The sequence below is a fragment of the Phenylobacterium sp. genome, assembly GCF_965284355.1.
Lineage (GTDB): Bacteria > Pseudomonadota > Alphaproteobacteria > Caulobacterales > Caulobacteraceae > Phenylobacterium.
The window spans coordinates 4712367-4725688 of sequence record NZ_OZ260078.1 but is presented as its reverse complement, the minus strand read 5'-3'; the positions used below and the strand labels follow the sequence as shown (position 1 = coordinate 4725688).

At 69.8% G+C, this 13322-nt stretch carries 12 protein-coding genes; 5 read left to right on the top strand and 7 right to left on the bottom strand.

Annotated features, from left to right (window positions below):
• Positions 1 to 140: 140 nt before the first annotated feature.
• Entirely contained in the window at positions 141 to 1802 is a 1662-nt protein-coding gene (locus tag ACQ66R_RS23240; protein ID WP_430426001.1) for an electron transfer flavoprotein-ubiquinone oxidoreductase, read from the bottom strand.
• A 128-nt stretch (positions 1803 to 1930) separates the two neighbouring features.
• A complete protein-coding gene (locus ACQ66R_RS23235) occupies positions 1931 to 3334 on the bottom strand; it encodes a M48 family metalloprotease (RefSeq protein WP_430425999.1) in 1404 nt (467 codons plus the stop codon).
• Positions 3335 to 3419: 85 nt separating this feature from the next.
• Here ACQ66R_RS23235 and ACQ66R_RS23230 point away from each other — a divergent pair, with 85 nt between their 5' ends.
• Positions 3420 to 4253, top strand: coding sequence for a uracil-DNA glycosylase (locus ACQ66R_RS23230; protein WP_430425997.1), 834 nt, complete (start codon positions 3420 to 3422; stop codon positions 4251 to 4253).
• Positions 4254 to 4327: 74 nt separating this feature from the next.
• Positions 4328 to 5929: a transglycosylase SLT domain-containing protein gene (locus tag ACQ66R_RS23225; protein ID WP_430425995.1), complete on the top strand. Its 1602-nt coding sequence runs from the start codon at positions 4328 to 4330 to the stop codon at positions 5927 to 5929.
• Here ACQ66R_RS23225 and ACQ66R_RS23220 read toward each other — a convergent pair.
• Positions 5837 to 6283: a cell wall biosynthesis glycosyltransferase gene (locus tag ACQ66R_RS23220; RefSeq protein ID WP_430425993.1), complete on the bottom strand. Its 447-nt coding sequence runs from the start codon at positions 6281 to 6283 to the stop codon at positions 5837 to 5839. The genes ACQ66R_RS23225 and ACQ66R_RS23220 overlap by 93 nt on opposite strands.
• Positions 6284 to 6359: 76 nt before the next feature.
• Between ACQ66R_RS23220 and ACQ66R_RS23215 the strand changes: the two genes are divergently transcribed.
• Both ACQ66R_RS23215 and ACQ66R_RS23210 read left to right on the top strand, forming a co-directional pair.
• Positions 6360 to 7454, top strand: a complete 1095-nt coding sequence (locus ACQ66R_RS23215; protein ID WP_430425991.1) for a PA0069 family radical SAM protein — start codon at positions 6360 to 6362, stop codon at positions 7452 to 7454.
• A gap of 64 nt (positions 7455 to 7518) precedes the next feature.
• Positions 7519 to 7935, top strand: a complete 417-nt coding sequence (locus ACQ66R_RS23210) for an endonuclease domain-containing protein (RefSeq protein ID WP_430425989.1) — start codon at positions 7519 to 7521, stop codon at positions 7933 to 7935.
• Here ACQ66R_RS23210 and ACQ66R_RS23205 read toward each other — a convergent pair.
• The gene (locus ACQ66R_RS23205; protein ID WP_430425987.1) at positions 7925 to 9223 is read right to left on the bottom strand and encodes a class I SAM-dependent RNA methyltransferase; all 1299 of its coding nucleotides are present in this window, start codon (positions 9221 to 9223) and stop codon (positions 7925 to 7927) included. The two genes, ACQ66R_RS23210 and ACQ66R_RS23205, sit on opposite strands and share 11 nt — an antisense overlap.
• A 144-nt stretch (positions 9224 to 9367) precedes the next feature.
• On the opposite strand from ACQ66R_RS23205, the gene ACQ66R_RS23200 reads away from it, so the two are divergent.
• Positions 9368 to 9973: a glycine zipper 2TM domain-containing protein gene (locus ACQ66R_RS23200; protein WP_430425985.1), complete on the top strand. Its 606-nt coding sequence runs from the start codon at positions 9368 to 9370 to the stop codon at positions 9971 to 9973.
• 19 nt (positions 9974 to 9992) lie between these two features.
• On the opposite strand, the gene ACQ66R_RS23195 is transcribed toward ACQ66R_RS23200, so the two are convergent.
• From ACQ66R_RS23195 to ACQ66R_RS23185, 3 genes are all read right to left on the bottom strand, one after another.
• On the bottom strand, positions 9993 to 10769 hold the full coding sequence (locus ACQ66R_RS23195) for a TlyA family RNA methyltransferase (protein WP_430426397.1): 777 nt from the start codon (positions 10767 to 10769) through the stop codon (positions 9993 to 9995).
• Positions 10766 to 12523: a class I adenylate-forming enzyme family protein gene (locus ACQ66R_RS23190; RefSeq protein ID WP_430425983.1), complete on the bottom strand. Its 1758-nt coding sequence runs from the start codon at positions 12521 to 12523 to the stop codon at positions 10766 to 10768. Before ACQ66R_RS23190 ends, ACQ66R_RS23195 begins: the two co-directional genes overlap by 4 nt.
• Before the next feature lie 308 nt (positions 12524 to 12831).
• Entirely contained in the window at positions 12832 to 13278 is a 447-nt protein-coding gene (locus tag ACQ66R_RS23185; RefSeq protein ID WP_430425981.1) for a hypothetical protein, read from the bottom strand.
• Positions 13279 to 13322: the final 44 nt, after the last annotated feature.

Sequence of the window (13322 nt, the reverse complement as noted above, 5' to 3'; positions counted from 1 at the left end):
TGCGTCGTCACAACCTGAAATCCCGCCGCTAATATGGCGTTAGAGCCCGTCCCGATGGATTGGCTGCCACCCACCGGGAGGAACGGGCTCGCCCAGACAGGCCCACCCGAGAGGTGGGCCACGGGGCCGCGCGGCGCCCCCTACATGTTCGGATAGTTGGGCCCGTCCCCGCCCTGCGGCGTGGTCCAGGTGATGTTCTGCGACGGATCCTTGATGTCGCAGGTTTTGCAGTGGACGCAGTTCTGGAAGTTGATCTGGAACCTCGGGTTCTGGCCCGCCTCGTCGTACAGCACCTCGTAGACGCCGGCCGGGCAGTAGAGACGCGCCGGCTCGCCGTACTTCGGCAGGTTCGTGCCGATCGGGATGGTCGGGTCCGTCAGCTTCAGGTGCGCCGGCTGGCTCTCTTCGTGGTTCGTCGACGACAGGAACACGCTCGAGAGCTTGTCGAAGCTGAAGACGCCGTCCGGCTTCGGATAGACGATCGGCTTGAAGTCCTTGGCCAGGCCCGTGGACTGGGCGTCGGTCTTGCCGTGCTTCAGGGTGCCCAGGAACGAGAAGCCGCCCAGCAGGTTGGCGATCATGGCGTCCGCGCCACCCAGCGGCACACCCGGGATCGTGCCCAGCTTCGACCACATCGGCTTGAAGTTGCGGACGGCCTTCAGCTCCTTGGCCACCCACGAGTGATCGTAGGCGTCCTGGTAGGCGGATAGCTCATCACCACCGCGACCGGCCTGGATGGCCTCGAAGGCGGCCTCGGCGGCCATGATCCCGCTCTTGACCGCGTTGTGGCTGCCCTTGATCCGCGGGACGTTGACCATGCCGGCCGAACAGCCCAGCAGCGCGCCGCCCGGGAACGCCAGCTTCGGCACCGACTGGTAGCCGCCCTCGGTGATGGCGCGCGCGCCGTAGGCGATGCGCTTGCCGCCCTCGAGGAAGGGCTTGATCGACGGGTGGGTCTTGAAGCGCTGGAACTCGTCGAAGGGCGAGATCCAGGGGTTGGCGTAGTTGAGGTGCACCACGAAGCCGATGGCCACGTAGTTGTCCCCGAAGTGGTACATGAAGCTGCCGCCGCCGGTCTTGTTGTCCAGCGGCCAGCCGAAGGTGTGCTGGGTCAGGCCCGGCTTGAACGCCGCGTCGGGCACCTGCCACAGCTCCTTGATGCCGATGCCGAACTTCTGGGGCTCCTTGCCCTTCTGAAGGTCGAACTTCGCCAGCAGCTGCTTGGCCAGCGAGCCGCGGACGCCCTCGCCGATCAGCACGTACTTGCCGTGCAGCTCCATCCCCGGCTCGGAATTGGGGCCGAGGGTGCCATCCTTTTCGAGACCGGCGACACCGGCCACCACGCCCTTTACGGCGCCGCTCTCGTCGTAGACCAGCTCGCTGGCGGCCATGCCGGGATAGATCTCGACGCCCAGGCCCTCGGCGTGGGTCGCCAGCCAGCGGCAGACGTTGCCCAGGCTGGCGATGTAGTTGCCGTGGTTCAACATCCACTTGGGGAACGGCAGCCAGCTGATGTTGAGGTCGCCCTGCGGGCCCAGCATCAGGAAACGGTCCTCGGTCACCGCGGTCTCCAGCGGCACGCCCAGTTCCTTCCAGTTGGGCAGCAGCTCGGAAATGCCCTTGGGGTCGATCACCGCGCCCGACAGGATGTGGGCGCCGACCTCGGAGCCCTTTTCCAGGACCGCCACGGTCAGGTCGGCCGACAGCTGCTTCAGGCGGATGGCGGCGGCGAGGCCCGACGGACCGGCGCCGACGATGACGACGTCGTACTCCATCGCTTCCCGTTGGATGGCTTCGCTCATCGTCGTCCCCTCGCCTCTGCTCGCTGCGGCCGGCCCCCCGGCCGTTACGCCTCTGTCTTCGAGGGACTTATCGGAAGGTCACAGTGCGGCGGTCAAGCGCGAAGGCGCTCTAAGAGACGAAGCGCCGCTCAGCGTCGCCCTTCGACCACAACCTTGACCCGGGCCCCGACCCGCGGCTGCTCTCCGGGACGCAGGCCGTTCAGCATCTCGAACCGCGCCAGCCGATCGCGCTCAGGCGGCATCAGCTGGGACAGCGACTCGGCGGTGTCGCCGGACTTCACCGTGGTCACCATGATGCGCCGGCCGCCCAGGGCGCGCTGCTCGCGCTCGCTGAGGCGCCGGAACGAGTTGAACATCGGGTCGAACGTCGACGCCTGGCCCGCCGGCGCCATCGCCACGAAGGAATACGCCTCGTCGCCGCCCAGCGCGTACGCCACCGCCACCAGGTCGACGACCCGCCCGCCCGACGATGCGCGGGCCGGCAGCACCACCGCTTCGACGCCGTTGATCGTGGTCCGGCGCGGGGCGCCCATCTCGTGACGCCCCCGCTGGATCACCCGCATCAGCGAGTCCTGGGCGAAGCGGTCCAGCTGGCGGACCGTCGCACGGCCGCCGGTGAACTCGGCCAGGGTTCCGGCGGGCCCCACGATCCGCACAGCCTCGGGTTCGTTGGAGAGCGCAAAGCCGCGCGGCGCGTCGAAGCGGATGCCGATGGCCGGATGCACATAGCTGCCGCCGCGCACGAAGCCCTGGGCCGGGTCGTCGGCGTAGGGCATGCCGTCGATCGCCGCGAGGTACGCCGCCTCGTCCAGCGCCATGCCCTCGGCCACCGGCGTCTTGGCCACCTGGGCCTGGGCGCGCTGGATGCGGTCGGTGGTCAGCGGATGGGTGCGGGCCCAGGCGGGCGCCGCGCGGGAATCGGACTGGCCGGTCGTCCGCGCATTGAACTCGTCCTCGCGCTGCAGATCGGCGAGCACGCGGGTGAGACCCTCCGGATCGTAGCCGGCCTGCGGCAGGTAGCCGATGGCCAGCTGGTCGGCCTCGTACTCCTGGCTGCGCGAGTAGCTGAGCGTGCCCAGCTTGGCGACCCGGCTGGCGATCTTGCCGGCCGTGTCCGATTTGGTCGCGGCGCCCACCAGGGCCGCGGCGATGCCCGACAGGGCCTCGGCCTGTTCCTGGCGCTGCGCATGCTGGGCCGAGACGTGGCCCAGTTCGTGGCCAAGGACGGCGGCCAGCTCGGCCTCGGAGTTCATGATCGAGAGCAGGCCGCGGGTGATGTAGACGTAACAGCCCGGCGGCGCGGTGAAGGCGTTCACCACCTCGGAGTTCAGCACCGTGAAGATACAGCGTCGGCGCATGCCGGCCGCCTGCGCCATCCGGTCGCCCACCTGCTGCACATAGTCGGCCTGGGGCCCCAGGAACTGGCCGCCCAGGCTGGTGACCAGCCCCATATGCTCGCGCGCCGGCTGCGCGGCGGCGGGCGACGCCAGCGCCAACACCAACGCGACTGCAAATCCGATGACCGCCCTCATCACCCTCCCCGCAGAGGTTGCGGGCTGACAAGCCCGCCGCTTCCAGCCAAGAGTGAACCAGCCTGAACCGCGAGTGAACACCGCAATGTCGGCCGCCGCCGAACCGTCCAACGCCGCCGTGGCCGAAAGCCTGCTCGCCTTCTGGGCCGATGCGGGCGTCGACGCCATGCTGCTGGACGAGCCGTTCGACCGGATCGAGGCCGGCAAGGTGATTCCCCCACCGCGGCCTGCCCCGGCGGCGCCGCTGGCCGCCGTTCCGGCCATGCGAAAGAGCGGGCCGCCGCAGCCCGACATCTCGACCGCCCTGGCCCAGGCCGAGGCCGCCGCGGCCGCAGCGCAGGACCTGGAGGCTCTGGTCGCCGCCATCGCGGCCTTCGAAGGCTGCCCGCTACGCTACGAAGGCGCCGCAACTCAGGCCGTTGTCTATCGGGGCGATCCGAAGGCGGCGTTGATGGTCATCGGCGAAGGCCCCGGCGCCGACGAGGACGCGGTGGGCCAGCCCTTCGTGGGCCGCGCCGGCAAGCTCTTGGACCGGATGCTGCTCGCCGCCGGCCTGCAGGACCGGGTGTTCATCACCAACACCGTCTTCTGGCGGCCGCCGGGCAACCGCACGCCCACACCCGCCGAACAGGCGATCTGCGCGCCTTTCCTTGAAAGGATCATCGCGCTGGTGCGGCCCCGGATGCTCCTGCTGGCGGGCGGCGCCTCAGCGAAATCCCTGCTCAAGCGCGAGGAAGGCATCCTGTCGCTGCGCGGCCGCTGGCTGGATTGGCGCTCGGCGGACGGCCAGATGGAACTGCCCGCGATGCCCACCCTGCACCCCGCCTTTCTGCTGCGGCAGCCCGGGGCGAAGAAGCGCGCGTGGCAGGATCTCCTGACCCTTACGGAAAGGCTTGATCGACCGGACGGGCCCAACTAGCGTCCCGGTTTGGGACTCGAGAAAAGGGACCGCGCTCAACCTTGCGTTAGTCTTGGTGCGCGGATATGGGCCGCATGACGCTAAAACAGCGCCTGCGCGTCGGGGTATGTTCCCTCGTCGCCGCCGTCTCGGTCGCCAGCGTAGCGGTCGCCGAGTCGCCGAAGGCCCTCTCCGACGACGACGCGCGCGCCTATGCGGCGGCTTTCCAGTCCGTGGATCAGGGCGACTTCCTGGGCGCGCAGATTCAGGCGGCCGAGGCCAAGGACCGTTCCCTCGACGGCTACCTGTCGTTCCGCGCCCTGATGCACCCGACCGCCCACAAGGCGACGTTCGAAGAGCTGGCGTCGTGGCTGGGCAAGTTCCGCGACCTGCCCCTGGCCGACCGCGTGTTCTCGCTCGCCAATAAGCGCAAGCCCGCCGACGCCGCCCCGCTGCCCAAGCCGGAGGTGGCGCTGGTCGATACCGCGCGCAGCGAAGTCACCTTCCCGGCCCGCGACGCCTTCTATTCGGGCGACGCCCAGACCGCCTTCAAGCTGGCCGTCGAGGTGGGCGAGCGCTGGATCGCCGGCCTCGCGGCCTGGCGCCTGCGCGACTACAGCCAGGCCCAGGACTATTTCGCCCAGGTCGCCCGCGATGAGGACGAGGACGCGTGGGTCCGCTCGGCCGGCGCCTACTGGGCCTCCCGCTCGGCCATGGCGATGGGCGACGCCTCGACCGCTCACGGCTTCCTGCGCCTCGCCGCCCAGACCCCGCACACGTTCTACGGCATGATCGCCGAGCGTCAGGTGACGCTGAACCGCCTCGCCCAGGCCCCGACGGGGCAGATCACGCTGGCGTCCTACCGCGCGCCCCAGGTGAATACGCCGCGCAAGGTGCTGTCCGATCCGCGCACACACCGCGCCTCGGCCCTGGCCCAGATCGGCCGGCTGGAGGAAGCCCGCCAGGAGCTGCGCGCCGGCCTGGCGCTGGCCCGCAATTCCGAAGAGCGCAAGGCCTGGATGGCGCTCATCTCCGACCTCGGCCCTTCGGCCGGCTATGGCGCGCAGAAGCCCACCTATCTGACGCTGGGCGAGTACCAGACCCCGCCGCTGGAGCCGAAGGACGGCTTCACGATGGACAAGGCCCTGGTCTACGCGATCGTGCGCCAGGAAAGCGCCTTCAATCCGATGGCGGTGTCGCCCGTGGGCGCCATGGGCCTGATGCAGCTGATGCCGACGTCGGCGGCGCTGGCCACCGGCGACAAGACCTATGTCCGCAAGCCGCGCACCCTGTTCAATCCCGCGGTGAACCTGCGGGTTGGCCAGGACTACCTCGCCTACCTCATGGACCGCGGCGTGGGCGCCGACCTGCTGAAGATGGTGGCCGCCTACAACGCCGGCCCCGGCGCGGTGCTGAACACCGTGGCCAAGGTGGGCGACGACGATCCGCTGCTGATGATCGAAAGCCTGCCGGCGCTTGAGACCCGCAACTACGTCGAGAAGGTCATGACGTCCTACTGGACCTACAAGCGGATGTTCGGCGAGGAGACCAGGACCCTTGACGCGATCGCCGGCGGCGCGCGGCGGGTGGACGCCCGCCTCGACCTAACCGATCCGCCGGGCGCGCAGACCGAGATCCCGACGCAGACGCTGGAGATCGGCGCCGCGGCGACCCTCCAGACGGCCTCGTTCAACTAGCACCCCGAAGGGCCGGCGGCCGAACAGGCCGCCTTCCGCCAGCCCGCTAACCACGGCGCCATCGCTGCTGCGCTTCAGGTGGCCTTCCAGTGACCCGATCCAGCCGTCGCGCAGCCGGAAGTCGGCCGGCAGCACCAGCAGCTGGTCGGCCCGCGCGGCCTTGGCCGCCGCCTCCAGGCTTGCGTGCGCCTCGGCCCCCATCTCCTCGCAGAGATCGGCGATCCCCGCCTGACCGCCGGCCGCCACGATCAGCACCTGCCGGACCAGCCCGTCCACGGCGCCCGCCGTCAGCTGCGCGAGCAGCGCCGGCAGGCGCTGGGCGTCGTCACGGGCGTCGATGATCACGGTGAGCATGTCCTCTCAGACCGTGGTTCCCCCGAGGGCGTCAAGAGTTCTAGTTTTGTTCGCCTCATCCGAGTAGGTTCGCGGGGTGTCCAGCGGCTTCACCTCCCAGATCCCCAACGCCCAGCACGGCCGCGGCGCGCGCTCGAACGCCAGCGGGCGCTACGAGAGCCTGGGGCGCGAGGCGTTCGACGACGGCTGGACGCTGGAGGATGAGGCGCCGGCGAAGCTGGAGACCACGCTGACGGCCGAGAAGGCCCGGGTGATCATCAGTCGCAACGACAGCCCGGACGTGGGCTTCTCGGCCTCGATCAACCCCTACCGCGGCTGCGAGCACGGCTGCATCTACTGCTACGCCCGTCCCGCCCACGCCTACATGGGCCTGTCGCCCGGCCTGGACTTTGAATCCAAGCTCTTCTTCAAGCCCGAGGCGGCGAAGCTCCTGGAGAAGGAGCTGTCGAAGGCCTCGTACATCCCCGAGTTCATCCACATCGGCGGCAACACCGACCCGTACCAGCCGCAAGAGCGCAAGCTGCGGATCACCCGCGGGGTCATCGAGGTGCTGCTGCGGTTCCGGCATCCCTTCACGGTGATCACCAAGTCGGCGCTGGTGGTGCGCGATATCGACCTCCTGGCCGAGGCCGCCGCCCAGGGGCTGACGCGGGTGGCCATGTCGATCACGACGTTGGACCGTAAGCTGGCGCGGTCGATGGAGCCGCGGGCCGCGACGCCGGAGAAGCGGATCGACGCCGTGCGCCGGCTGTCGACGGCGGGCGTGCCGGTCTCGGTGATGTTCGCGCCGGCCATCCCGGGCCTGAACGACCATGAGATGGAGGCGGTGCTCGAACGCGCGGCCGAGGCCGGGGCGAACGGCGCCGGCTATGTGGCGCTGCGCCTTCCGTGGGAGATCAAGGACCTGTTCCGCGAGTGGCTCGAAACCGACCATCCGGACCGCGCCCGCCGGGTCATGTCGCTGGTCCGCCAGATGCGCGGCGGCAAGGACTACGACATGCAGTGGCGCTCGCGCATGCGCGGCGAAGGCCCGGTGGCCGATCTGATGGCGGCCCGCTTCAACGCCGCGCGCAGACGCTTCGGCCTGAACCAGAGCTGGAACGCCCTCGACCTCACCCGCTTCCGCGTCCCCGCCCAGCCCGGCGGACAGTTGGACTTGTTCGGGGAATGAAAGTTCCTCCCCCGCTTGCGGGGGAGGGGGACCACGAAGTGGTGGAGGGGGCGCTGGAGACGCCATGAGAGTCACAAGCAACGACGTGAAACGAGCCCGCCAGCTAAGGCGTCGGATGACCCTACCGGAGGTGATCCTTTGGACTGCGCTACGGGGCCGGGGTCCAGACAGGCCGGCCTTCCGAAGGCAGCATCCCTTCGGCCCGTACGTGCTCGACTTCTACTGTTCACGGGCTCGACTGTGCGTGGAGGTGGATGGTGATGGGCACTCGTTCGGCGACCAGCCGCGAAAGGACGCACGGCGCGACGCGTTCCTGCGCCATCAGGGCGTGATGACGGTACGTGTTGCCGCGTCGGATATTCTGGACGAGGCCAGCATGATCGCGAGTTCCCTGATCGAAGTCGCGAGACGTCGCAGCGCCCCCTCCACCACTTCGTGGTCCCCCTCCCCCGCTGACGCGGGTGAGGAACTTATCGCGTGAACACCCCCACCAGCTCCACATGCGGGGACCACAGGAACTGGTCTACTGGCAGCAGGCGCTCCAGCGTGAAACCGGCGTCGATGAGAGTGCGGGCGTCTCTGGCGAAGGTGGCGGGGTTGCACGAGACGCCGATGACGCGCGACACGCCCGAACGGGCCAGCTCGGCGGTCTGTTCGGCTGCGCCCGCGCGCGGCGGATCGAAGACGGCGACGTCTATGTGGCGCAGATCGTGGACCAGCAGCGGGCGGCGGGCGAGGTCGCGGGCCTCGGCGGTGACACCCTTCAGCCCCGGCGCGGTCGAGAGCGCCGACATCAGCGCCGCGACGGCTTCGGGCGCCGAGTCGGCCGCATGCGTGGGCGCGATCTCGGCCAGGCGGAAGGTGAAGGTGCCGACGCCGCAGAACAGGTCGGCGATCCGGGTCGCGCCGGCCGCCTGGGCCGCCACGAAGTCGGCCATCGCCGTCTCGGCGTCCTTGGTCGCCTGCAGGAACCCGCCGGCCGGGAGGATCACCCGCGCCGGGCCCAGCTGTACGTGCGGGGCGTGGGCCATGTAGGCCACCTCTCCCCCCAAGGTGACGCGCACGAACCCGGCCTCCGCCGCCCGCTCGGCCAACTGCATCCGCGCGTCGGCCGACAGACCGCCGCTCTTGGCCTCGACGCCGGTGATGTCGATGTCGAGCCCGGCGTCGGTCAGCGTCACGTGCAGCGACGGGGCCGACTTTGGATGCTCGAACAGGCGCGCCGCCAACCGCTTCAGGGCCGGGATCGCGGCCTGGATGGTCGGGTGAGCGATCGGGCAGACGGCGATGTCCACGAGGTCCCACGATTTGCGCGCCTTGTACCCCAGGCGGGCCATGTCGCGGTCGCCGCGCCGGGCGTGAAGCGTCACCCGCCGCCGGGTCGCCGGACCCGCGGCATAGGGCGCCAGAATTTCGGTCTCGATGCGCTCGCGCGCCAGGGTGCCGGCCAGTCGGGAGACCTTCCAGGCCAAGTAGGGCTCATGACCCCAGTGCTGCAGCGCGCAGCCGCCGCAACTGCCGAAATGCGGGCAGACGGGCGTGATGCGATCGGCGCTGGGCTCCAGCACCGCCATCAGCTCGCGGCGCTCGCCCGAGCCCTGCGCCCTCACCCGCTCGCCCGGCAGGGTGAACGGTACGAACACCGGCCCGGCGGCCACGCCGTCGCCCTCGCCGCCGACGGACTGAATCGTCAGCTCGACGGGCGGCCCCGGCGGCGGCTTCGGACTGGGACGCCCGCCGCCTTGGAATCGACGCTTGGGGCCCCTCATTCGGAGGCCGCCGTCACGGGTGCGATTAGGAAAAGATGAACGAACATGAACGAGATTCTCAACGGCCGTTCAGGTTCGCCGCCGCATCTTCGCGACAAGCGTCGCCGTAAAGCGACCTGAGAGCTTCGAAAGAGGGAATACCGGATGTCGAACGCCATAGCCAATGCGGCCGCAGCCGCCCTCGCCGGCGCGGCCCTGCTGGTGGCCGGTGCGGCCCAGGCCCAGTCGAGCTATCCGTCGGCGGGCCAGGGCCCTGGAAGCCCAGGATACAACTACGATCCCTGCCGCCGCGACGCCAACCAGCGCGGCACGGCCGGCGCCCTGATCGGCGGCGGCATGGGCGCAGTGATCGGCTCGAACGCGGCGGCCCGCAACGCCCGCACCGAAGGCGCCCTGCTGGGCGGCCTGCTTGGCGCCATCGCCGGCGGCGTGATCGGCAACAAGACCGCCGCCTGCACCAATTCCTACGAGCGCACCGCCGCGCTGCCGCCCCCGCCGCTGCCGCCGCGGGCCGATGCGCCCTACTACGAGCGCGACGCCTACGCCGACCGGGCCGCCGCCGACGCCCGTGACGACGCGGGCTGGCGCGACCGCGAGCTGCCGCCCGAGCGCCGCGTGGCCGAGGGCCCGCGCGGCGGCGAGGACTGCACCCTGGCCGAAAGCCCGATCTACATGCCCGACGGCCGCACCCAGACCCGCTTCGTGCGCGTCTGCCGCGACGCCAGCGGCAAGTACGCCGTCGTCGACTGACGGCATCCGAAACTCCAGGCTAGTAACCTGGCCCGCCCTGCGTATTGGGGCGGGCCATTTTCTTTTGGGCCTTTCGGGTCGCCCAGAGCAGGAACTCCCGGTTCCCGTCGCCGCCTGAGATCGGACTGTCGGTCGTCTCGCGGACCGTCCAGCCGGAGGTCGCCAGGAACGCCGCGACGTCGTCCAGCGCGCCCTGCCGGGCGACCGGATCGGTGACCACCCCGCCCTTCCCCACCCGCTCGCGACCCACTTCGAACTGCGGCTTCACCAGGGCCACGAGGTCGGCGCCGGCCTGCGCCAGGGCCAGCGCCGCGGGCAGCGCCTTGGCGAGCGAGATGAAGCTGACGTCGGTGACGATCAGGCCGGGCGGCTCGGGGATGATCTGGGCCGTCAGATCGCGGGCGTCGGTGGCCTCGAGGCTCACAACCCGCGGATCGGCCGCGACCTTCGCATGTAGCTGGCCCCGGCCGACATCGACGGCGTAGACTCGCGACGCCCCTCGGCTCAGGCAGACCTCGGTGAAACCGCCGGTCGAAGCGCCCACGTCCAGCACCACCCGACCCTCGACCGCGACCGGCCACAGATCCAGCGCATGCGCCAGCTTGAGCGCGCCGCGTCCTACCCACGGGTGGGCGGGGGCCGCCTCCAGCACCGCGTCGTCGTCGATCAGCTCCGCAGCCTTGGCGACCGGCCGGCCGCCCGCGACCACCCCGCCGGCCTCGATCGCCGCGCGGGCCTTGGCGCGGCTCTCGAAAAGCCCGCGGGCGACCAGCAGCTGGTCAGCCCGCGTCTTCAGGTCGCCGGCTCTTCGGCGAAGACCTTCTTCAGCTCGCTCTTCAGGATCTTGCCGTTGGCGTTGCGCGGCAGGGTCTCGTGCCAGAACTTCACCGCCACCGGCACCTTGAAGGCGGCCAGGCGCTCGGCCACGTGGGCGCGCAGCTCCTCTTCCGTGGCCTGGGCCCCCGGCTTCAGGGTGACGACCGCGGCGGGCTCCTCGCCAAGGATCCGATGCGGCTTGCCCACCACTGCGGCGTCCATCACCGCCGGGTGGTCGTAGAGGACGTTCTCGACCTCGACGCAGTAGATATTCTCGCCGCCGCGGATCAGCATGTCCTTGGCCCGGTCGAGGATGAAGCAGAAGCCGTCCTCGTCGAGCTTCGCCAGGTCGCCGGTGCGGACCCAGCCGTCGACGAAGGTCTGGGCCGTGGCTTCCGGCTTGTTCCAATAGAGCTTGGCGTTCATCGGCCCCTTGGACCACAGCTCGCCCATCTGGCCGGCGGGCAGCACGGTCTTGCCGTCGGCGGGGTCGCGGATCTGCAGCTCGGCGACCGCGGCGGGCGGTCCGCAGCTGTCGGGGCGGTTCTGATAGTCCTCGGCCACGTTCGAGGTGACGGTGGCGCAGGTCTCGGTCATGCCCCAGCCCTGGCCGCTGGACGACTTGGGGAAGACTTCCTTCAGCCGCCGCACCAGTTCCGGCGCCGAGGGCGCGCCGCCATAGCTCACCGACTCGAGCGACGACAGGTCGAAGTTGGCGCGGGCCGGATGCTCCAGCAGCTGCCAGGCGATGGTCGGCACGCCACCGGCCGAAGTCACCTTCTCGCGCTGGATCAGCTCGAACGCGCGGATCGGCTCCCACTTGAACATCAGCACCAGCTTGCCGCCCACGAACAGCGTGGGGTTCAGCACCGCGAAACAGCCGGTCACGTGGAAGAACGGCACCGACAACAGCGCCGAGCGCTGGGGCGCATTCGGGTCGGGGGCCGGCGGCATCTCGCCCTTGCGCAGGAAGCCTCTCGCGGCGGCCGCGCCGGCGGTGATGATGTTGGTGTTGATCGCCCGATGCGTGGCCAGCGCGCCCTTCGGCCGGCCGGTCGTGCCCGAGGTGTAGAAGATGGTCGCGTCGTCGTCGGTGGCGATGTCGACCGGCGGGATGGGCTGGTCCGGCAGCTTCGCCCAGTCGTCGGTCCCGCCCAGCACGCTCTCCAGCTTGGTGACGTACGGGTGGGCGATCTCGTCGGCCTCGCGGCTGACGTAGACCCGCTTGAGGTCGGGGCAGTTGGCGAAGTGCTCGCTCATGCGCTGGTAGCGCTCGGCGTCCATGACCGCGACCTTGGTCCCGGAATCGGTGAGGCCGTACTCCAGCTCAGGTCCAGTCCACCAGGCGTTCAGCGGGGTGACGATCGCCCCGATCGAGGCGGCGGCATAGAAGGCCACCACCCACTCGGGCACGTTGCGCATGATGACGGCGACGCGGTCGCCCTTGGCCACGCCCTGGGCCTGCAGTTCGATGGCGAAGGCCGCCACCGCGCGGTGGAAGGCGTCGTAGGTGGCGCGCTCGTCCTCGTAGACCAGGAACACCTTGTCGCCGTGGTCCTTGGCCATCTCGGCGACGGCCCGCAGGGTCGACGGCTGGTTCTTCCAGACCTTCATGCGGACGCCGTTGATAGTCTCCTCGCCGACCTCGGACGGCAGGCCAGGCTGGCCGATGAGGGCATGGGCCTGCTGGATGGTCATCGCAGGCCAACCAGGCGGCAGCTCGGCCTCAGGCATAGTCGTCTCCCTAACTCGCGCCCAGAATCCACGCCTGGGCGTCGTCTAGGTGAACAAGCATAACCTAGGGGAAGAGGCAAACGTCGTGGACCGCCGGAACTGGTGCGGCGTGTGTGAACCGCGCCGCCGCTTCGACATTAGGCGTCCGGCCTGCACCAAGGGCCGGACGCCTGCCGAGCTTGAGCGGGACGTCTCGGACCTGGGCGACTCCAGGCGACGGTCCCGACGCTCATCCGAACACTAGTGCGCGAACCTGCGCCGCGGCGGACGACATAGCCCATTCTGAGTACAGGAACTTCGGATTAGGGTTAAATTTCAACGCCTTGTTCGCGCAACAGGCGAAAAAGACGCCTCAGGAGGATGGCGTTCTGTTCCGCCATCGCCCGGACAACCTCGGGGCTGACCTGCTCGTTCGCGCCGATCAGCCCGCCGTCGACTTCGATGAGCGCGCCTTCGTCCAGCAGCTTCTGGATCCGGCGACGCGTGGTCTCGTAGGACAGGCCCAGCGACAGCGCCACGGCGTTGCGGCTGATCGGCCGCTTGATGTCCAAGGGTTCCGGCGAGTCGAGCCCGGCGTAGGCCTGAGACTGGGCCTTGTCGGTGTTGAGATGCGCCACATTGGCGACCGCCACGGTGCTGAGGAGCAAGGTGTCGACCGGGTCGTGGCGGCTGGCGCGCAGGATCGCGCTGTACATCGAGACCACGTAGTCCATGGACGCTCGGGAGATGATCCTGAGGTGGTCCGGATCGTTCACGTGAAGGGCGTCCTGCGCTGGCAGCTCGAATCGAAGCTCTAGCC